This window comes from Bradyrhizobium sp. U531 (assembly GCF_051710265.1).
Classification (GTDB): domain Bacteria; phylum Pseudomonadota; class Alphaproteobacteria; order Rhizobiales; family Xanthobacteraceae; genus Bradyrhizobium.
Genome location: NZ_JASVEN010000008.1, coordinates 230,253 through 248,811 on the forward strand (window position 1 = coordinate 230,253; position 18,559 = coordinate 248,811).

An 18,559-nucleotide genomic window follows, 5' to 3' on the forward strand; every position below is an offset into this window, starting at 1 on the left:
AGAGGGGCGGGCGTGAGCAACAGTCGACGCAAAAAGCCGAGCCGTCGTCCCGGGCGAGCGCCAGCGCTCGCGCGGGGGTCCCGGATCGGCGCGCGCTGAGGCGCGCTTGTCCGGGACGACGAGCTGAGTGTGGCGCGCGATCGCGCCACACCTTCGACAGAGCTCAGCGCTCGACGAAGGCCTTCTCGATCACGAAATGACCGGGCTTGTTGCCGGAGCCCTCGATGAAGTCGCGGCCCTCGAACATCACCTTCAGCTCTTCGAGCATCGCCGGGCTGCCGCACATCATGACGCGGTCGGTTTCGATGTCGAGCGGGCCCTGGCCGATGTCGTTGAAGATCTGCTCGGAGTTGATGAGGTCGGTGATGCGGCCGCGGTTCTTGAACGGCTCGCGGGTCACGGTCGGGTAGTAGATCAGCTTGTCGGCGAGCAGCTCGCCGAACAGCTCGTCCTCGCGAAGGTTCGCGACCAGCTTCTCGCCATAGGCGAGCTCGGAGACCTGGCGGCAGCCATGCACCAGCACGATGGACTCGAACTGCTCGTAGACCTCGGGGTCCTTGATCAGGCTGGCGAAGGGCGCGAGGCCCGTGCCGGTCGACAGCAGCATCAGCCGCTTGCCGGGGATGAGGTTGTCGGTGATCAACGTACCGGTCGCCTTGCGGCCGACCAGGATGGTGTCGCCTTCCCTGATCTTCTGCAGGCGCGAGGTGAGCGGGCCGTCCTGAACCTTGATCGAGAAGAACTCGAGCTCTTCCTCGTGATTGGCGCTCGCCATGCTGTAGGCGCGCAGCAGCGGACGGCCGTCGATCTCGAGGCCGATCATGGCGAACTGGCCGTTCTGGAAGCGGAAGCCGGTGTCGCGCGTGGCGCGGAAGCTGAACAGCGTGTCGGTCCAGTGCTGGACGGAAAGAACCTTCTCTCGGTAAAACGCGCTCATGATTTTCGATATTCCGAATAATTGCGGTTTTAGGGCAAAAGCGTTGCCAGGCCCTGAAAGCGGGGCGCACACCATTGCCATGGCGGAGGATTTCGCGTGTGTGATCTACGCCATTGAGACCAATAATCAACCTCGTTTCGGATGCAATTGATGCCGATCAAACCGGCATCTGCAGCAGAACTGGCCGCATCATTAATGAATCTGCTGTCCAGCCCGCGACGAGGGCAATTTCTTTTCCCTGCGGGGCTCGATTGCAGCACTTAATTTCCGTCGCGCTCGCGAGAATTTCATTAAGAATAGCTCTGATTTCCATTCCGGTTTGGCGCCGATTCCCGCATTTTTGCGGCTTTTGGCGCCAGGGAACGACTGAAACGACCGATTGAAACGCATGACTGCAATGAGCGACTGAGGCAGATGGCGAGCGGCGAGCGAATCTTCGTTCAGGCGATCAGGCACTATTGCGCGGAGCACGGCATCGCCGTCGATGTCCACGCCGGCGGCTGGCTGATCGCGATGACCAGCGGCAACACGCGGCGCTTCGCCTTCGGCTACGACATCGGCCTCAACAGCGCGATCGCGCATCGCCTCGCCAACGACAAATCGGCGACATCGGAGGCGTTGGCGCTTGCGAACGTGCCCAGCATTCCGCATCACCTCTTCCTCAACCCGAAGCTCGGCGAGAAGGTCGTCGGCGCCGGCTGGCGTGGGGCGATGCTGGAGCAGCTCGCGCAAAATCCGCAAGGCATCGTGGTGAAGCCGAACGAGGGGACGTCGGGGCGCGCGGTTTTCAAGGTGACGACCGAGGCGGAGCTCGACCACGCGATCGGCGAAGTTTTTGCGATGAGCACCGGGCTCGTGATCTCGCCCTATGTCGCAATCGAAGAGGAGGTCCGCGTGATCCTGCTCGGTGACGTGCCGCTGGTCGTCTACAGCAAGCAGCGCGGCGCGGATTGGCGGCACAATCTCGACGCCGGCGCACGGCCCGTGTTGCTGGAGGACGGCGAGATGCGCACGGCCTGCGCCATGCTTGCGAGCCACGCTGCGCGCGCCATCGGCATCATGTTTGCGTCGATCGACGTGGTTCGCGTCGACGGCGAGTGGCGCGTGCTCGAGATCAATTCCGGCGTGATGATGGAGGCGCTGGGCAAGCTGCATCCGGAGCTGGTGCAGGGGGCGTATGACGCAGCACTGGACCGATTGTTCGGGGAAGTAGGCTGAGGGCCGCGCGCTCGGTGCACCCTCTCCCCTTGTGGGAGAGGGTGGCTCGCCGCGCAGCGGCGAGACGGGTGAGGGGTTCTCTCCGCGCGCGAGCTTCTTACGATTGAACTCGCGGAGACGCACCCCTCATCCGGCGCTTCGCGCCACCTTCTCCCACAAGGGGAGAAGGGAAGGCAGCGAGATCGCGGCGCGTGCGACAGATCAGTTATTCGCGCTCGCCGAATCGTCCATCGCCTTGAAGGCTTCTTCCAGCTGCAGCGAGATCGGCACGTTCAGCCGTTCGCCGGTGGGAAGCCGCGCGGTGAACCATTTGTTGTAGAGCGGGACGAGGTCGCGGTTGGAGCCGAGCTTGCGGAAGGCACGTTCGACCAATGCGGCGAGTTGCGGCTCGCCCTTCCTGAACATGATGCCGTAGGGATCGTAGGACAGGTAATCGCCGGTGACGCGGAACTTGTCCTGCGCCTTGTGGCGCGCGATCAGGCCGGACAGCAGGATGTCGTCGGTGGCGAACGCATCGGCCTTGCCGTCGGCGAGCATCTGATAGGATTGCTCGTGATCGGCCCCGACCGCGATGGTCAGTCCCAGCGACGACTTCTTGTCGGCGGCCTGGATCGCCTGCTCGTTGGTGGTGCCTTTCGTCACCACGACGGTCTTGCCCTTCAGGTCGGTCAACGACTGGACGCTGGACGCCTTCGGCACCATCAGCTTGGTGCCGGCGACGAACATCAGCGGCGAGAACGCGACGCGCTTGCCGCGCTCGGCATTGGCCGTGGTCGAGCCGCATTCCAGGTCGATCTTGTTCTGGAGCACGGCGTCGATACGGTCGTCCGAGGTGACCTTGACGTAGTCGATCTTCAGATTGGGATCGTCGACCTCGACGCCGATCTCCTCGACGATGGCCTCGCAGAGCTCGAGGCTGTAGCCGATAGGGCGGCCCGATTGGTCGAGGAAGGAGAACGGCGGCGAGCTCTCGCGATAGCCGAGCCGCACGGTGTGCGCCTTCTTGATCGCCGACAGCGTCGGGCTGAGCCCTTCGCCGCCGGTCTGGGCGAACGCCGGCGCCCCGAACAAGGACATCGCGAGCAGCAAGCAGCCCGAGGTCAGCGACCTCGCCAGGATCTGGCCCATGGTCCGCTCCTATCCATGGCCTGCCATCGCGGGCACCTCGCCGGGAATCATGTCATCAGGCACGGCATCACTGGGGCCAAGCGCGTGCTCGGGTCCGAGCTCGCCTTCCCATTTGGCCACGACCGAGGTCGCCAGCGTGTTGCCGATCACGTTGGTGGCGCTGCGGCCCATGTCGAGGAAGGTGTCGATGCCCATGATCATCAGCAGGCCCGCCTCGGGGATGTTGAACTGCGCCAGCGTCGAGGCGATCACGACGAGGGAGGCGCGCGGCACGCCGGCGACACCCTTGGAGGTGATCATCAGCGTTGCCAGCATCGCGAGCTGGGTGCCGAGCGGCATGTCGATGTGATAACTCTGCGCGATGAAGACGGCCGCGAAGGTGCAGTACATCATCGTGCCGTCGAGGTTGAAGGAATAGCCGAGCGGCAGTACGAAGCTCGAGATTCGCGACGAGGCGCCGAAGCGGTTGAGCGCCTCCAGCGTCTTCGGATAGGCCGCCTCCGAGCTCGCGGTCGAGAACGCGATCATCAGCGGTTCGCGGACGAGCTTGAGGAGATGGCTGTAGCGCGGCCCGATCACGATGAAGCCGACGACGATCAGGATCGACCACAGGATCATCAGCGACAGGTAGAAGCCGCCCATGAAGACGACGAGCTTCCAGAGCACGGCGAGGCCGTTCTTGGCGACGGTCGCGGTGATGGCGGCCCACACCGCGAGCGGCGCGAACAGCATCACGTAGCTCGTGACCTTGAGCATGATGTGGCCGACGTCGTCGATCATCGCCAGGATCGGTTTCGAACGTTCGGGCATGGAGCCCATCGCCACCGAGAAGAACACCGCGAAGATCACGATCTGCAGGATCTCGTTCTGCGCCATCGCATCCGCGATCGAGGTCGGGATCAGATGGGTGAGGAATTTCTCGATCGAGAAGGCCGATACCGGCAGGCCGGTCGATTGCCCCGCGGCGGGCAGCGTGCCCGGGAAATTCGCGCCGGGCTGCAGCAGATTGACCATCACGAGGCCCAGCAGCAGCGAGATAAAGGAGGCGCTGATGAACCAGCCCATGGTCTTGGCGAAGATGCGGCCGAGCTTGGAGCCCGATCCCATATGGGCGATGCCGCCGACGAGGGTTGCGAATACCAGGGGCGCGATGATCATCTTGATCAGGCGCAGGAACATCATGGCGATCAGGTTGATGGCAGAGGCCCATTCGGCGCGGGTATCGGGCAGGAAGTTGTAGATTGCCGCCCCCATGACGATGCCGAGCACCATCGCCGCCAGAATGTATTGCGTAAACCTGTTGGACATCGTTGACCCCCACTTACACCGGCGCTTCATGATGTCGCAGATACGACAGCGACGCAACACGCTTTGCGTGTGATTGCGTTTTCACGATGTTCCCGTTGTGAAATGGAACGGCGCGCTCTAGCCTTCACGCAGCGCACAACGCATGCGGCATGCACGTTTCGTTTGCTGCGGCTGCATCAATAATCGTCAAGACGGTCAAAGAGGGGAAACGTCATGAGCGGCAACGTCAATCGCCAGATTCTGCTGGTCGAGAAACCCAGCGGCAAGCTCGGGCCCGAGCACTTCAAGATGGTGGACGGCGCGATGCCGGAACCGAAAGACGGCGAGGCCCTGCTGCGTGTGCGTTACATCTCGCTCGACGCCGCCAACCGCGCATGGATGCATGGCGCGACTTATCGTTCGGCCGTCGAAGCCAACAGCGTGATGGCCGGCGGCGCCATTGCCGAGGTCGTCGGCTCGAAGGCCGAGGGACTTGCGGCGGGCGACATCGTGTTCGGCGACACCGGCTGGCAGGAATTCGCAGCCGTGCCGGCAAAGCATCTCACCAAGATGCCGAAGCTGGAGCCGATGACGCATCTGCTCAGCGTGTTCGGCATCGCCGGGCTCACCGCTTATTTCGGCCTGCTCGAGATCGGCAAGCCCCGGGAAGGCGAGACCGTCGTGGTTTCCGCAGCCGCAGGCTCGGTCGGATCGATCGTCGGGCAGATCGCCAAGATCAAGGGGTGCCGCGTGATCGGCATCGCCGGCGGCGCGGACAAGTGCAACTGGCTGACCTCCGAGCTCGGCTTCGATGCCGCCGTGGATTACAAGGACGGCGCGGTGTTCAAGGCGTTGCGCGCGGCGGCCCCCAAGGGCATCGACGTCTATTTCGACAATGTCGGCGGCGACATTCTCGAAGCCTGCCTGCCGCAGATGAACAATTACGGCCGCATCGCCTGCTGCGGTGCGATCTCGCAATACGACGGCACACCGTCCGCGCACGGCCCGCGCGGCGTGCCTGGACTGATCGTGGTGAAGCGGCTCGTCATGCAAGGCTTCATCGTGATGGACTACATGAAGGACAGCCCGCGCGCGCTCGCCGATCTCCAGGCCTGGGTGAAATCCGGCAAGCTGAAGGTGCAGGAAGACATCATCGATGGCCTCCAGAACACACCGAAGGCGCTGATCGGATTGCTCGCCGGCGAGAACCGCGGCAAGCGCATGATCCGGCTCTGACGACATCGATCGCCTCATCCGCACCGGCATAATCTGCTTGCGATAGCGGCAGAAGCAGCCAATGATATCCCTCGCGAGGCATCACTCGCCACGATTGCGATTGCGCGACTTTGATTAAGCGTCGAACGATATCGACAGGGCAGGAATTCATCCAGATGTTCAACACGTTGAAACAGGTCTCAACGCGCAAGGCGTTGCTGGCGGCGGCATTCTTCGCAACTGCAACAGGGGCGTTCGCACAAGCGCCGACCGACGCGCAGAAGAGCGCGATCCGCTCCGCGTGCCGCTCGGACTTCATGGCGCACTGCTCCAGCGTGACGCCGGGCGGCGCGGAAGCGTTCCAGTGCCTGCAGAAGAACATGTCGAGCCTCTCGTCGGGATGCCAGACCGCAGTTCGCACGATTGCGCCGCCGGCGGCTCCGAAAGCCGAGCCTGCCGCCGCGCCGAAGACCGAAGCGGCCCCCAAGGCCGAGCCGGCACCGGCACCTGCCGCGCCGAAGGCTGAATCCGCTCCCGCTGCGAAGCCGGCAGCCGCAGCACCGGCGCCGAAGGCGGCTGCGCCCAAGCAACCGAGCAGCGCGCAGCTTGCTGCGATCAAGAGCTCGTGCCGCGGCGATTATCCCAAGGTCTGCGCCAGCGTGCCGCCGGGCGGCGCGCCCGCGCTCGAATGCCTGGAGAAGAACAAGGCCAAGGTCTCGCCGGCCTGCGAGAAGGCCGTGAGCGCCGCAACCGGTGGCGGCGCGGCAGCCACCGCAGCCCCGTCTGCAGGCGCGGCAGCGGCGCCCGCAGCACCGACCGTGCTCGTGTTGCGCCCGATGCGGCCGCGCGAGGAGCTGTTCGTTGCTCGCTCCGCTTGCGGCGCCGATATCCGCACGATTTGCGCCGGCGTCGAGGTCGGCGCCGGCCGCATCATGCAATGCCTCGCCAGCAATGCCGGGTCGCTTTCTCCGGCTTGCAGGGACGTGCTGGCGCCGTTCGTGGTGCGATAACGCATTGCGCGCATCAATGAGAGGCGTGCGCATGAATTTTTGCACGCCTGACAACGACCAATCTTTTGCAGATCTGATTTCGACCACGACAGACCGGGAGGACAACATGCGTTCATTGCTGCTCGTTGCTTCTGCGCTCCTCGCCTTCGGCGCGACCATGACCTTCGAGGCCAGGGATGCCAATGCGGTGGTGTGCGCCCGCGGCGTCTATCGCGCCGGCTGTGCCGGGCCGAACGCGGCCGTTGTCGTCCGCAAGCCGGTTCCGGTCGTTCGCTGCACCAGGGTGCTGGTGAACGGCGTCTACGTGAAGCGCTGCGTCTGATGCGTGATTGGCCAAGCCGGCGAGGTTTGGCTATGATTCGGACCTGACGTTTCGGACGCGCCGACAATTGCGTCCGAAGATGCGCTGCGGCGCGTCTGCGCTTGGCCTATAATTCCGCTGGCGCCGGACGCCGGAGCACATTAGTCTACCTCTAGATAGTAAGTATACTGTCAATTAGGGAGGCAGACGTTGCGGATCGCCGTGATTGGCGGAGGGCCCGGTGGGCTCTATTTCGCCTATCTCTGGAAGAAGCGTCACCCCGAGGATCAGGTCGACCTGTTCGAGCAGAACCCGGCCGACGCGACCTGGGGCTTTGGCGTCGTGTTCTCCGACCAGGCGCTGGAATTCCTGCGCGCCGACGACCCCGAGACGGTCGACGCGATCGCGCCGCACATGGAGAGCTGGGAGAACATCACGCTGAACCTCGGCGGCGACAGCGTCGCCATCGACGGCGTCGGCTTCTCCTCGATCGGGCGGCTCGAACTGCTGCGCTTCCTGCAACAGCGCGCGCTCGACGTCGGCGTCACGCCGCGCTTCGATACGCAGATCCATGGCATCGACCAGCTCAACGGCCACGATCTGATCGTCGCCGCCGACGGCCTGAACTCGCTGGTGCGCCGCGCCTACGAGGGCGATTTCGGGACGTCGCTGTCCTACTCCTCCAACAAGTTCGTCTGGTACGGCACGTCGAAGCGCTTCGACACGCTGTCGCAGACCTTCGTGAAGACCGACCGCGGCGCCTTCAACGCCCATCACTACCGCTACTCGCCGACCATGAGCACTTTCCTGGTCGAATGCGACCACGCGACCTGGCAGGCCTATGGCTTCGCCTACAAGGACGTCGAGCAGTCCAAGGGCGTCTGCGAGGAGGTGTTCGCGGATACGCTCGGCGGCCGCTCGCTGGTCTCCAACAAATCGGTCTGGCGCAACTTTCCCTGGGTCTGGAACGAGCATTGGTCGTTCAAGAACATGGTGCTGATCGGCGACGCGCTGCATTCGGCGCATTTCTCGATCGGATCCGGCACGCGGCTCGCCATCGAGGATGCCATCGCGCTGGTGAAGGCGCTGGAATCGGACGCGCATCTCGCGACCGCCCTGCATCGCTATCAGGCCGCGCGCAAACCGGTAGTACAGAAGCTCGTCAATGCCGCGCGCACCAGCGCGTTCTGGTACGAGCACTTCGCCCAGCACATGCAGCTCGACCTGCTGGACTTCGCCTACAGCTACATCACCCGCTCGGGGCGCATCGACGATGCACGCCTGCGGCACATGTCGCCGGGCTTCATGGCGCAATACGAAGCCGCCAAGAACGGGGCAGGCGACGGCGGGGACGAGGCATGAGCAACGAAATTTCCGACCAGGTGCCCGCCGACAGCGAGGGCGCGCGCGAGATCGGCTTTGCCGTTCCGCAACAGTACAACGCCAGCCGCGTCCTGTTCGACAATCTCGCGAAGGGCCGTGGCGACAGGCTCGCGCTGATAGGTCCCGCGGGCACGCGGACCTATGCCGAACTCTGCGACGAGGCTTGCCGCTGGGGCAACGGACTTGCCTCGCTGGGCCTGAAGCGCGGCGACCGCGTGCTCCTGTTTCTCGACGACACCCCGGCCTATCCGGCCGCGTTCTTCGGCGCGGTGCGTGCCGGCTTCGTGCCGCTGCTGATCAACACGCTGACGCCGCCGGACCTGCTGCAATTCTATCTCGCCGATTCCGCGGCTGAAGTTGCGGTGGCGGACGCCGAGTTCTGCGCGCGCTTCAATGCGGAGGCCTGCAAGGACACGAAGCTGCAGACCCTGATCATCACCAACGGTCCGGCGGCCGATCACGCCGCACCAAAGGCGTTCGCGGCGGCGAGCTGGCTCACGCAATTCCCAAGCCAGCTTGCGGAAGCGGACACAGACCGCAACGAGATGGCGTTCTGGATGTACTCCTCCGGCTCGACCGGACGGCCCAAGGGCATTGTGCATCTGCAGCACGACATGGCCTATAGCGACCTCGCCTTCGCGAAAGACATCCTGAGGCTGACGCCGGACGACATCTGCTTCTCCGTGCCGAAGATCTTCTTTGCCTACGGCTTTGGCAACTCCGTCACGTTCCCGTTCTCGGCGGGCGCGGCGACGCTGCTGCTGCCGGGCCAGCCCAAACCTGCCGCCATCTTCGCGGCGATCGCGCGGTACCGGCCGACGCTGTTCTTCGGCCTGCCAACGCTCTACACGGCGCTGACCAAGGCGGAAGGCGCGCAACTGACCGATTTCTCGTCGCTGCGCATGTCGCTCTCGGCCGCCGAGGTTTTGTCGGCGGAGGTCTTCAACGGCTGGAAGACGCTCACGGGGCTCGAGATCGTCGAAGGCCTCGGCTCGACCGAGGTGCTGCACATCTATCTCTCCAACCGCCCCGAACGGAAGAAGCTCGGCGCCGCGGGCCTGCGCGTGCCCGGCTATGAGGTGGCGCTGCGCGACAAGGAGGGACACGAGGTCGGCAACGGCGAGGAAGGCATCTTGTGGGTGCGCGGCGATTCCAACACGCCGCTATATTGGAACCGGCCGGACAAATCCGCCGAGACGATCCGCGAGGGCGGCTGGATCTACACCGGTGACCGCTTCGTGCGCGACGCCGACGGCTTCCATTTCTTCCGCGGCCGCGCCGATGACCTGATCAAGATCTCGGGGCAATGGGTCTATCCGCTCGAGGTCGAGCTCTGCCTTGCCGACCATCCGGATATCCGCGAATGCGCGGTCTTCGCCGCCGAGCTGCCGGACCGCCGGATGACGCTGAAGGCGGTGGTGGTGATGAACGACCGCGCCGCCGACCAGCCCGACGCGACGCGGCGATTGCAGGATTACGTCAAGGGCAAGCTGCTGCCGTACAAATATCCGCGCGAGGTGATTTTCATCGACGAGCTGCCGAAGACCGGCACGGGCAAGATCGACCGGCAGGCGCTGCTGCGGATGTGAGCCTAGCTGTCATCGCCCGCGAAGGCGGGCGATCCAGTACTCCGAGACGGCGCAGCTAGAACCGCTGAGCCGCGGCGTACTGGATTCCCCGCCTTCGCGGGGAATGACGGCGAGAATGGAGGCGGCAGCGTTGCCTGAACCTCGCTGTCGCCCCCGCGAAGGCGGGGACCCATACGCCGCGGCAGTGGTTGCCGTGCGAGATGGTCATTGCCTGTCCTCGCCAAACTCCTGCTGCGGCGTATGGGTCCCGGATCTGCGCTTCGCTTGTCCGGGACGACAGCGGAGAATCAGGCGCAAACATCGCCTCACACTCCCCTCACCCCGCCTTGCCCAGATGCTCCAGCGCATCCTCGGCCCGCAGCGGCACGCGCGAGGCTTCGTTGTTGAGGTCGACGAGCTGCGACATCAGTCCCATCAGCGTCTTGCGGTCGGCCGGCTTGAGCGGCTCCAGCATGCGCGCCTGGGCGCGTTCGACCGCGGGAATGATCTCGCGCAGAAGCGCAGCGCCGGACCTGGTCAGATAGAGCAGCTTGATCCGCTTGTCCTCTGGGGCCGGCTTGCGCTCGACGAAATCCTTGGCCTGCAGCCGTTCGATCACGCTGCCGAGCGTGGAACGGTCGAAGGCGATCACCGCCGACAGCCGCGTGGCGTCGATGCCGGGATGAGTATGGATCGCGATCAACGCCGCGTATTGCACCGGGGTCAGGTCGAACGCCTTGCACTCCTCCATGAAGATCGAGACCGCAATCTGCTGCATGCGCCGGAACAGATAGCCCGGCGCCGCATAGACCGCGTCGATCGTGATCGGAGCGGGCGGCTTACTCGGCATCGGGCTGCTTCTCCGGTGCGGCATCGGCAAACGCCGGCAGCGCCTTCGCGGCGGCCTCGGCCCTGAGCAGGCGCGGATAGGCCGAGACATCGACGCCGAAGCGGCGCGCATTGGCAAGCTGCGGCACGAGGCAGAGATCGGCCAGCGTCGGGGCATCGCCGAAGCAGAACGGCCCCTTCTCGTCCCTGATCAGCGTCTCGCACGCCGACAGGCCCTCGCGATTGACCCAGGCGGCCCAGTCCTGGACCTTCTCCTCGGGCAAACCGAGCTCGCGCAAGCGCGCCAGCACCTTCAGATTCTGCACCGGATGAGTGTCGCAGGCGATCGCCAGCGCGAATGCGCGCACCTTGGCGCGACGCAGCGGATCCTTCGGCAGCAGCGGCGGATTGGGATGGGTCTCGTCCAGCCACTCGATGATGGCGACCGATTGGGTGAGAACGGCTCCACCCTCCTCCAGCGCCGGCACCAGCCCCTGCGGGTTGATGGCGAGATAGGCGGGCGCGCATTGCTCGCCCTTGCGAAGGTGATGTGGCAGGTGCTCGGCGCCGAGGCCCTTGAGGTTGAGCGCGATCCGCACGCGATAGGCGGCACTGGAGCGGAAATAGCCGTGCAGCTTCATCGAGACCCTCCCTGTAATTTTCCCCGTCATTCCGGGGCGATGCGTGAGCATCGAGCCCGGAATCTCGAGGTTCCGGGTTCACGCTCCGCGTGCCCCGGAACGACATTGTTGTATTCCACCCGTCACATTGACGCTACCTAGATCGTCAGTATACTGTCAATCAACAAAACGAACGGGAGCGCCGCCATGGAAGCCGTGACCAAGACGCCGGAGCGTGAGGCCTTCTACAAGAAGATCGACGGCGAGAACCTCACCGCGTTGTGGACGGTGATGAGCGATCTGATCACGCCGGAGCCCAGAAGCGCCTGCCGGCCTCATCTCTGGAAGTTCGACATCATCCGCGACTACATGACCGAAGCCGGCAAGCTGATCACCGCCAAGGAAGCCGAGCGGCGCGTGCTGGTGCTGGAGAACCCCGGCCTGCGCGGCCAGTCGAAGATCACGACCTCGCTGTATGCCGGCGTGCAGATGGTGGTGCCCGGCGACGTCGCGCCCGCGCACCGGCACAGCCAGTCCGCGCTGCGCTTCGTGCTCGAAGGCAAGGGCGCGCATACGGCCGTGGACGGCGAGCGCACCGCGATGGAGCAAGGCGATTTCATCATCACGCCCTCGATGACCTGGCACGATCATTCCAACGAGACCGATCAGCCGATGTTCTGGCTGGACGGCCTCGACATCCCCCTGGTGCAATTCTTCGACTGCTCCTTTGCGGAAGGCTCCAAGGAGGACCAGCAGAAGATCACGAAGCCCGCCGGCGACAGCTTTGCGCGCTACGGTCACAATCTGCTGCCGGTCGACGTGAAACGCTCATCGAAGACGTCGCCGATCTTCAGCTATCCCTACGCCTACACCCGCGAAGCTCTCGAGAAGGCCCGGACGAGCCAGGAGTGGGACGCCTGCCACGGGCTCAAGCTGAAGTTCAGCAATCCCGAGACCGGCGATTTCGCGATGCCGACCATCGGCACCTTCATCCAGCTCTTGCCCAAGGGCTTCAAGACCGCGCGCTATCGCTCGACGGATGCGACGGTGTTCTGCCCGATCGAGGGCCGTGGCCGCAGCCGCATCGGCGACGCCGTATTCGAATGGGGCCCGCGCGACCTGTTCGTGGTACCTAGCTGGCAATGGGTGACGCACGAGGCGGACGAGGATGCCGTGCTGTTCAGCTTCTCGGATCGCCCGGTGCAGCAGAAGCTGGATTTGTTCAGGGAGGACAGGGGTAACGCGTGAGGGCTTCGTAGGATGGGTAGAGCGCAGCGAAACCCATCATCTGCCCGTCCTCGCGGAAGCATGATAGGTTTCGCAAGTGCTCTACCCATCCTACGCAGCGGTGGGTTTGGCTACCGCCAGTGCAGCAGCTTGACCTCCAGCCAGCCGATCACCTTGCCGACAGCGAGGCCGAACACCGACAGGATCACCACGCCCGCCAGCAGCTGATCGGTCTGCATGAGATTGCCGGCCTGCAGCACGAAGGCGCCGATGCCGTATTGCGCGCCGATCATCTCGGCGCTGACGACGAGCAGCAGCGCGACGGAGGCCGTGATGCGGAAGCCGGCGAGGATCGCCGGCAGTGCGCCGGGCCAGATCACCTTGCGCACGATGGTGGCGAAGGGAACGTTGAAGCTTTGCGCCATGCGAATGAGATTGCGCGGCACGGCGTCGACGCCGCTATAGACCGAGATCGCGGTCGAGAAGAACACGCCCAATGCGATGGTCGCGATCTTCGGCTCTTCGCCGATGCCGAGCCAGAGGATGAGCAGCGGCAGCAGCGCGATCTTCGGAATCGGGAACAGCGCCGAGATGAAGGTGATGCCGACGCTGCGCGCCAGCCGCGACAGGCCGATGGCGAAGCCGACGACGACGCCGGCCCCGGTTCCGAGCAGCCAGCCGACGCCGATGCGCAGCAGCGAGGCCGACAGATGCTGCCAGAGCGCGCCCGAGATCGCGAGCTGATAGATCGCGCGGACGATGGCGGCCGGCGTCGGCAGAAACAGTGAATTGACCAGGCCGGCGCTGCCCGCCGCCTGCCAGACCGCGATCACCAGAGCGAGCGCGATCCAGCCGCCGTAGCGGCTCGAGGCCGGCACGAAGCCGGCGCCGCGGAAGCGGACGCGCCGCGTCGTTTCGTCCTTTGCAGGCAGGCCCGCGCGATCAAGCATGCTGGACCTCGCGCTCGGCATCGATCGCTTCGTTGCGGATCAGCGACCAGATCTGGTTCTGCAGCGCCAGCAGCTTTTCACGCGCCGCAGCCTCGCCGCGTTCAGCGCGCGTCATCGGCACGGTCACGACCTCGCGGATGCGGCCGGGCCTGCGCGACAGCACGACGATGCGATCGGCGAGCCGCGCGGCCTCTTCGAGATTGTGCGTGACATAGACCGCGCCCATACCGCCGTCGGCGAGCAGGCGGACGAAATCCTCCATCAGCAATTCGCGCGTCTGCGAATCCAGCGCCGAGAGCGGCTCGTCCATCAGGAGAATGGCGGGCTTCACCGCGAGCGCGCGCGAGATGCCGACGCGCTGGCGCATGCCGCCGGAAAGCTGTTTTGGATAGGTCGCACGGAAATCGGTCAGCCCGGTGCGGCGCAGGGCATCGTCGACCAGCGCGCGGCGCTGCGTGGCCGAGAGCTGGGTGTGCAGCAGCGGGAATTCGACGTTGTCCTCGACGCTCGCCCAGGGCAGCAGCGCGAAATCCTGGAACACGAAGGTGAGCGGATTGAGGCTGTCGACCGGCGGCGCACCGCGCAGCTCGGGCGCGCCCGAGGTCGGCTGCAGCAGGCCGCCGAGGATCGACAGCAGCGTGCTCTTGCCGCAGCCGGAAGGACCGACGATCGCCACCACCTCGCCGGCGCTAACGGTGAAGGAGACGTCGTCGAGCACGGCGAGATCGCCGAAGCGGTGGGAGATGTGGTTGGCGATCAGGTCCATTCAGTCTCGTCTATCCCGTTCTCCGTCGTTCCGGGATGATCCGAAGGATCAGACCCGGAATCTCGAGATTCTCAGGTGCGCAAATGCGCACCATAGTTATCGCTTCGCGAGCCCCGGAATGACGGAAGCAATCAATCCGCCTTCACATAGTCCTTGGCGATGATCGCATTCGCGTCAAAGCCCTTGTCGGCAAAGCCCTGCTCCTGCAGCCATTTGATCTGGTTGTCGACGTTCTTCACGTCCAGCTTGCCGTCGGGATCGATATAGGCGCAGTTGCCGACCACCTGCTCCACCGGCAAGTTGGTGTACTTGGCGATGATCTCCAGCAGCGGCCTGGTCTTGTCGTTGATAGGCGCGACGCCGTCCTTCATCGCGGCGAGAATGACGTCGTGATATTCGCGGTCGGCCTTGGCCAGCGCGCCGAGCAGTTTTGTCACCAGCGCCTTGTTGGTCAGCGTCTTCGGCGAGGCGAATACGGCGCCCAGCTGCCACGGCGTCTCGTCGCCGACCCAGCCCAGGAACTTGGCGCCGCCTTCGTCGGTGAGTTTTCGCGCGGTCGAGATCGGCAACAGCGCCGCATCGACGGTCTCGCCCTTCAGCGCGGCTGCCGCGTTCGACAGCGATTGCAGCGGCACGATCTTCACGTCCGCGAGCTTGAAGCCGTATTTGTCGGCGAGCAGGCCGAGCGAATAGTGAAAGCTCGATCCGACCTGCGTCATCGCCACGCGCTTGCCCGCGAGATCTTTCGGCGTCTTTAATCCGGCCGCGTAGGCGTTGTTGCTGGCGAAATAGCCGATCAGGGGATAGCCGGGCTTTTCGCGGCTCATGCCGCCGATCACCTTCAGCGTGCCCTTGCCGGCGAGATTATAGAGACCGGCGGTGAAGGCGGTGATGCCGAAATCGACGTCGCCCGAGGTGGTCGCGACCGCGATCGGCTGCGCCGCGTCGAAGAATTTCAGCTCGACCTCGAGGCCGGCCTCGCGGAAATAGCCCTTGTCCTGCGCGATGAAGACCGGCGCGGACGACGACAGGCGGAGCACGCCGATCCTGGCCTTCAGCGCGTCCTCGGCCCGCGCCGTGCCCATCGCCGCGATCGCCACAAGGCTAGCTACCGCGAGCCGCATCATCCCGATCATCCCGTGTCCTCCGCCGTCGTTTATTGCAGGCCGTCACAACCCTTCGGGCACCAGTTGGTCCCGCCCGATGAAGGCGCCCTGTTGTTTCAACGTTTCCTGCAACTTTTCAATGGGGATTTCGCGTGGAATCCGGTTTCCGGAGAGCGCCAGCGCGGCGGCGGAACCAGCCGCCTCGCCCATCACGAAACAGGCACCCGAGACCCGCGCCGCCGACTGGCCCTCATGGGTCATCGAGGCGCAGCGGCCGGCCACCAGGAGATTGTCGACGCCCTCGGGGACCAGCATCCGGTAGGGCAGCTCGTTGTAGCCGCGCGATTCCGGGATCGGCGGGAAAGTGAAGACGACGTCGCCGGGAACATGGGCCTCGATCGGCCAGCCGTTGACGCCGATGGAATCCTCGAACGAGGCGCAACCGAGCACGTCCTCGCCGCTGAGCTGATAGCCGCCGGTGATGCGGCGGGTCTCGCGGATGCCGAGCTGCGGCGGCAGATCGACGATGTACGACTTTTCGAAGCCCGGCACCGTGCTGCGCAAGAACTCGTAGGCGGCGAGGGCCTGCTTGCGGCCCTCGATCTCCCCGCGGGTAAGGTCATCGGGCTCGACGCCGTTGATGGCGTAGCCGTCCTCGCGCGCGACTTGCGTAAAATTCACCCGCCATTCGATGCCGGACTTTTGCGGCCGCACGATCGCACTTTTACGCGGGAAGGTGTGCGTGCCGGCGGCCGTCGCCTTCTCCATCAGCTGCGGAATGGTGCGCCAGGCATCGCCGGCCTTCTCTGGGTCGATGCCGTTGAGGCGGAGCATCATGGAGGGATAGAGCGGATGGCCGTGTTCGTCGCCGACCTCGAACGGCGCCCCGGCCCAGACGGCGAGATCGCCGTCGCCGGAGCAGTCGATGAAGATCTCCGATCGCACCGCCTGCCGGCCGGCCTTGGTCTCGACCAGCAGCGCGTCGATGCGGCGGTCATCTCCCATCACCACGCCGGCGCCGAGCGCGTGAAAGAGGATGTGCACCCCGTGATTGGCGAGCAGCTGATCGGCCGCGATCTTGTAGGCGGCGGTGTCATAGGCCTGGGCGAACACCTTGCCGAGGATCAGATGCGGCGAGTTGAGGCCACCCAGCCGATGGATCCGCGCCAGCAGCTCCGAAGCCATCCCCTGCACCAGCCGCCGGTGCTCGCCGTGGACATTGCCGTGCAGGCCGCAGAAATTGGTGACGCCGGCAGCGGTGCCCATGCCACCGAGGAAGCCGTAGCGCTCGATCAGCAGCGTCTTCCGCCCTGCGCGCGCAGCTGAGGCCGCCGCCACGATGCCGGCGGGGCCGCCGCCGAGCACGACGACTTCATACTCGCCATAGAGCGGCACCTGCCGTGCCGGTTCTTCGATCGTCGTGGCCCGCATGGCGCGTCCCTTCCCAATGTCTCTTGCTTGGGTCCGACTATGAATTAACGCGGGAATGGCTACAATCCATCAAAATACGCGATCAGTTTTCTCGAATCGAGAAAGGTCGACATGGACATCCTCGTGAACCTCCAGGCCTTCCTCGCCACCGCGGATGCCGCCGGTTTCTCCGCCGCCGCGCGAAAGCTCGGCGTCTCGACCTCGGTCGTCGCCAAGCGCGTCACGCAGCTGGAGGCACGGATCGGAACGCCGTTGTTTCATCGCTCGACCCGGCAGTTGCGCCTCACCGAAGCCGGGCAGCGCTATGTGCATCGCGCACGCGGCGTGGTGACTGACGCCACCGACCTGCTCTCGCGCATGGGCGAGAAGGGCCACGACCTCGTCGATCACTTGCGCATCAAGGCGCCGACCTCGCTCACCGTGGCGCGGCTCGCGGACGCTTTCAGCGCGTTCCAGACGGAGAATCCGAAGCTCAAGCTCGATATCGTGTTGATCGACCGCCCGGTCGATCCCGTCACCGAAGGTTTTGACATCGCCATCGGCGCCTTCCCGCATTCCTTCGGCGGCGTGGTCGATGAGCCCCTGTGCGCGCTGAAGCGGCTGCTCTGCGCGTCGCCGGCTTACTTGAAGAAGCACGGCATGCCAAAGCATCCGCGCGATCTCGTCGAGCATCGCTGCCTCAGCTTTCTGCCGACCGGACCGGAATGGGTGTTCGACGGGCCGCGCGGCCGCATCAGCATCCAGGTCAGCCCGCTGCTCTCGTCCAACGAAGGACACGTGCTAGCGCGCAGCGCTATCGCGGGCAACGGCATCGCGCTGCTCTCGCATTATCTCGTTGCGGACGCCTTGCGCGACGGCACGCTGAAGCCGGTGCTGCGCGACTTTCCGATTCCGGAGCTATGGGTCAAAGCCGCGGTCCCCGAGCGGCGGCGCAACGCGGCCGCTGTGCAGGCGTTGCTCACACTGCTGAAAACGTCACTGGCGCCGTCGCTGTGAGCCGCGCACCGTATGCGCAGCCGTAGCCCGCATGAGCGAAGCGATATGCGGGACCGCCCGCGACATTCCCGGATATCGCTTCGCTCATCCGGGCTACACGCCTGCCACGAGACGATTGCCCGGGAATAACGAACTTGACGGGGGCCGTAGCCCGGATGGAGCGAAGCGTAATCCGGGGTTCGTGCCACGCGGGGACAGTCGGACGACGAGGTTGGTCCGGCCCCGGATTACGCTTCGCTCCATCCGGGCTACAAGCTTGGCGCAAGATGGTTGCTTGGGAATGGCGAACCTGAGAGAAGGACCGCCATGGATTCGATCGTCGTGAAACTCGCCCTGCCCGCCCTGCTCGCCCTCGCGATCTCAACCGCTCCGGCCGCGGCCGTTGAGCAGAACTGCCGCTTCATCCAGGCCAAGCCGGAGCGCGAGGCCTGCTACAAGCGGCAGGAGGACGAGCTCGCGGCCAAGCGCAAGCCTGCCGCACCCGCCGGCGACGGCACGACGCTCGAAACGCTGCGACAGATGCGGCAGGACGACGAGGCCGTCTATCGCAGCATCAACAACATCTGCCGCGGCTGCTAACAGTCCGCG

18 protein-coding genes are annotated in these 18,559 nt (G+C 64.9%); 9 read left to right on the forward strand and 9 right to left on the reverse strand.

Annotation, left to right across the window (positions count from 1 at the left end; translation table 11 throughout):
* Window positions 1-163 precede the first annotated feature (163 nt).
* The gene (locus QRQ56_RS30110) at window positions 164-937 is read right to left on the reverse strand and encodes a ferredoxin--NADP reductase (protein WP_438744867.1); all 774 of its coding nucleotides are present in this window, start codon (window positions 935-937) and stop codon (window positions 164-166) included.
* A gap of 414 nt (window positions 938-1,351) precedes the next feature.
* On the opposite strand from QRQ56_RS30110, the gene QRQ56_RS30115 reads away from it, so the two are divergent.
* Window positions 1,352-2,155, forward strand: coding sequence for an ATP-grasp domain-containing protein (locus tag QRQ56_RS30115; RefSeq protein ID WP_438744868.1), 804 nt, complete (start codon window positions 1,352-1,354; stop codon window positions 2,153-2,155).
* Window positions 2,156-2,356: 201 nt separating this feature from the next.
* Here the strand turns inward: QRQ56_RS30115 and QRQ56_RS30120 are convergent, their stop codons facing one another.
* Window positions 2,357-3,283, reverse strand: a complete 927-nt coding sequence (locus tag QRQ56_RS30120) for an amino acid ABC transporter substrate-binding protein (protein WP_438744869.1) — start codon at window positions 3,281-3,283, stop codon at window positions 2,357-2,359.
* A 9-nt stretch (window positions 3,284-3,292) separates the two neighbouring features.
* On the reverse strand, window positions 3,293-4,591 hold the full coding sequence (locus QRQ56_RS30125) for a dicarboxylate/amino acid:cation symporter (protein WP_438744871.1): 1,299 nt from the start codon (window positions 4,589-4,591) through the stop codon (window positions 3,293-3,295).
* Between the two features lie 213 nt (window positions 4,592-4,804).
* Here QRQ56_RS30125 and QRQ56_RS30130 point away from each other — a divergent pair, with 213 nt between their 5' ends.
* From QRQ56_RS30130 to QRQ56_RS30150, 5 genes are all read left to right on the forward strand, one after another.
* Window positions 4,805-5,806, forward strand: coding sequence for an NADP-dependent oxidoreductase (locus tag QRQ56_RS30130; RefSeq protein WP_438744872.1), 1,002 nt, complete (start codon window positions 4,805-4,807; stop codon window positions 5,804-5,806).
* Between the two features lie 155 nt (window positions 5,807-5,961).
* A complete protein-coding gene (locus tag QRQ56_RS30135) occupies window positions 5,962-6,795 on the forward strand; it encodes a cysteine rich repeat-containing protein (RefSeq protein ID WP_438744874.1) in 834 nt (277 codons plus the stop codon).
* A gap of 106 nt (window positions 6,796-6,901) precedes the next feature.
* A complete protein-coding gene (locus tag QRQ56_RS30140; protein WP_438744875.1) occupies window positions 6,902-7,117 on the forward strand; it encodes a hypothetical protein in 216 nt (71 codons plus the stop codon).
* A gap of 189 nt (window positions 7,118-7,306) precedes the next feature.
* Window positions 7,307-8,458 carry an FAD-dependent monooxygenase gene (locus tag QRQ56_RS30145; protein WP_438744876.1) on the forward strand — a complete coding sequence of 384 codons (1,152 nt, stop codon included), beginning with the start codon at window positions 7,307-7,309 and terminating at the stop codon, window positions 8,456-8,458.
* On the forward strand, window positions 8,455-10,068 hold the full coding sequence (locus QRQ56_RS30150) for a benzoate-CoA ligase family protein (RefSeq protein WP_438744878.1): 1,614 nt from the start codon (window positions 8,455-8,457) through the stop codon (window positions 10,066-10,068). Before QRQ56_RS30145 ends, QRQ56_RS30150 begins: the two co-directional genes overlap by 4 nt.
* Window positions 10,069-10,384: 316 nt before the next feature.
* Here QRQ56_RS30150 and QRQ56_RS30155 read toward each other — a convergent pair whose 3' ends face one another.
* Window positions 10,385-10,897: a MarR family winged helix-turn-helix transcriptional regulator gene (locus tag QRQ56_RS30155; protein ID WP_438744880.1), complete on the reverse strand. Its 513-nt coding sequence runs from the start codon at window positions 10,895-10,897 to the stop codon at window positions 10,385-10,387.
* Window positions 10,887-11,516: a maleylacetoacetate isomerase gene (maiA, locus tag QRQ56_RS30160; RefSeq protein ID WP_438744882.1), complete on the reverse strand. Its 630-nt coding sequence runs from the start codon at window positions 11,514-11,516 to the stop codon at window positions 10,887-10,889. The genes QRQ56_RS30155 and maiA overlap by 11 nt, the downstream gene beginning before the upstream one ends.
* A 186-nt stretch (window positions 11,517-11,702) precedes the next feature.
* On the opposite strand from maiA, the gene gtdA reads away from it, so the two are divergent.
* The gene (gene gtdA, locus QRQ56_RS30165) at window positions 11,703-12,743 is read left to right on the forward strand and encodes a gentisate 1,2-dioxygenase (protein WP_438744884.1); all 1,041 of its coding nucleotides are present in this window, start codon (window positions 11,703-11,705) and stop codon (window positions 12,741-12,743) included.
* A gap of 110 nt (window positions 12,744-12,853) precedes the next feature.
* Here gtdA and QRQ56_RS30170 read toward each other — a convergent pair whose 3' ends face one another.
* From QRQ56_RS30170 to QRQ56_RS30185, 4 genes are all read right to left on the reverse strand, one after another.
* Window positions 12,854-13,672, reverse strand: a complete 819-nt coding sequence (locus QRQ56_RS30170; protein ID WP_438744886.1) for an ABC transporter permease — start codon at window positions 13,670-13,672, stop codon at window positions 12,854-12,856.
* Window positions 13,665-14,438: an ABC transporter ATP-binding protein gene (locus QRQ56_RS30175; protein ID WP_438744888.1), complete on the reverse strand. Its 774-nt coding sequence runs from the start codon at window positions 14,436-14,438 to the stop codon at window positions 13,665-13,667. Before QRQ56_RS30175 ends, QRQ56_RS30170 begins: the two co-directional genes overlap by 8 nt.
* Window positions 14,439-14,569: 131 nt before the next feature.
* Window positions 14,570-15,574 carry an ABC transporter substrate-binding protein gene (locus tag QRQ56_RS30180; RefSeq protein WP_438744890.1) on the reverse strand — a complete coding sequence of 335 codons (1,005 nt, stop codon included), beginning with the start codon at window positions 15,572-15,574 and terminating at the stop codon, window positions 14,570-14,572.
* 33 nt (window positions 15,575-15,607) lie between these two features.
* Complete coding sequence (locus QRQ56_RS30185) at window positions 15,608-16,975, reverse strand: FAD-dependent oxidoreductase (protein WP_438744892.1); 1,368 nt, start codon at window positions 16,973-16,975, stop codon at window positions 15,608-15,610.
* 111 nt (window positions 16,976-17,086) lie between these two features.
* On the opposite strand from QRQ56_RS30185, the gene QRQ56_RS30190 reads away from it, so the two are divergent.
* Together QRQ56_RS30190 and QRQ56_RS30195 are read left to right on the forward strand one after the other, a co-directional pair.
* A complete protein-coding gene (locus QRQ56_RS30190; protein WP_438744894.1) occupies window positions 17,087-17,971 on the forward strand; it encodes a LysR family transcriptional regulator in 885 nt (294 codons plus the stop codon).
* Between the two features lie 306 nt (window positions 17,972-18,277).
* Window positions 18,278-18,550 (forward strand): hypothetical protein, encoded by a 273-nt coding sequence (locus tag QRQ56_RS30195; protein ID WP_438744896.1) that lies wholly within the window; start codon window positions 18,278-18,280, stop codon window positions 18,548-18,550.
* The last annotated feature ends 9 nt before the right edge of the window (window positions 18,551-18,559 follow it).

Coding starts and splice junctions, on each gene's coding strand:
- QRQ56_RS30190 (WP_438744894.1), top strand. CDS start 17,087: ATGGACATCCTCGTGAACCTCCAGGCCTTCCTCGCCACCGCGGATGCC.
- QRQ56_RS30195 (WP_438744896.1), top strand. CDS start 18,278: ATGGATTCGATCGTCGTGAAACTCGCCCTGCCCGCCCTGCTCGCCCTC.
- QRQ56_RS30175 (WP_438744888.1), bottom strand. CDS start 14,438: ATGGACCTGATCGCCAACCACATCTCCCACCGCTTCGGCGATCTCGCC.
- QRQ56_RS30150 (WP_438744878.1), top strand. CDS start 8,455: ATGAGCAACGAAATTTCCGACCAGGTGCCCGCCGACAGCGAGGGCGCG.
- QRQ56_RS30120 (WP_438744869.1), bottom strand. CDS start 3,283: ATGGGCCAGATCCTGGCGAGGTCGCTGACCTCGGGCTGCTTGCTGCTC.
- gtdA (WP_438744884.1), top strand. CDS start 11,703: ATGGAAGCCGTGACCAAGACGCCGGAGCGTGAGGCCTTCTACAAGAAG.
- QRQ56_RS30155 (WP_438744880.1), bottom strand. CDS start 10,897: ATGCCGAGTAAGCCGCCCGCTCCGATCACGATCGACGCGGTCTATGCG.
- QRQ56_RS30140 (WP_438744875.1), top strand. CDS start 6,902: ATGCGTTCATTGCTGCTCGTTGCTTCTGCGCTCCTCGCCTTCGGCGCG.
- QRQ56_RS30115 (WP_438744868.1), top strand. CDS start 1,352: ATGGCGAGCGGCGAGCGAATCTTCGTTCAGGCGATCAGGCACTATTGC.
- QRQ56_RS30135 (WP_438744874.1), top strand. CDS start 5,962: ATGTTCAACACGTTGAAACAGGTCTCAACGCGCAAGGCGTTGCTGGCG.
- QRQ56_RS30185 (WP_438744892.1), bottom strand. CDS start 16,975: ATGCGGGCCACGACGATCGAAGAACCGGCACGGCAGGTGCCGCTCTAT.
- QRQ56_RS30110 (WP_438744867.1), bottom strand. CDS start 937: ATGAGCGCGTTTTACCGAGAGAAGGTTCTTTCCGTCCAGCACTGGACC.
- QRQ56_RS30170 (WP_438744886.1), bottom strand. CDS start 13,672: ATGCTTGATCGCGCGGGCCTGCCTGCAAAGGACGAAACGACGCGGCGC.
- QRQ56_RS30125 (WP_438744871.1), bottom strand. CDS start 4,591: ATGTCCAACAGGTTTACGCAATACATTCTGGCGGCGATGGTGCTCGGC.
- maiA (WP_438744882.1), bottom strand. CDS start 11,516: ATGAAGCTGCACGGCTATTTCCGCTCCAGTGCCGCCTATCGCGTGCGG.
- QRQ56_RS30180 (WP_438744890.1), bottom strand. CDS start 15,574: ATGATCGGGATGATGCGGCTCGCGGTAGCTAGCCTTGTGGCGATCGCG.
- QRQ56_RS30130 (WP_438744872.1), top strand. CDS start 4,805: ATGAGCGGCAACGTCAATCGCCAGATTCTGCTGGTCGAGAAACCCAGC.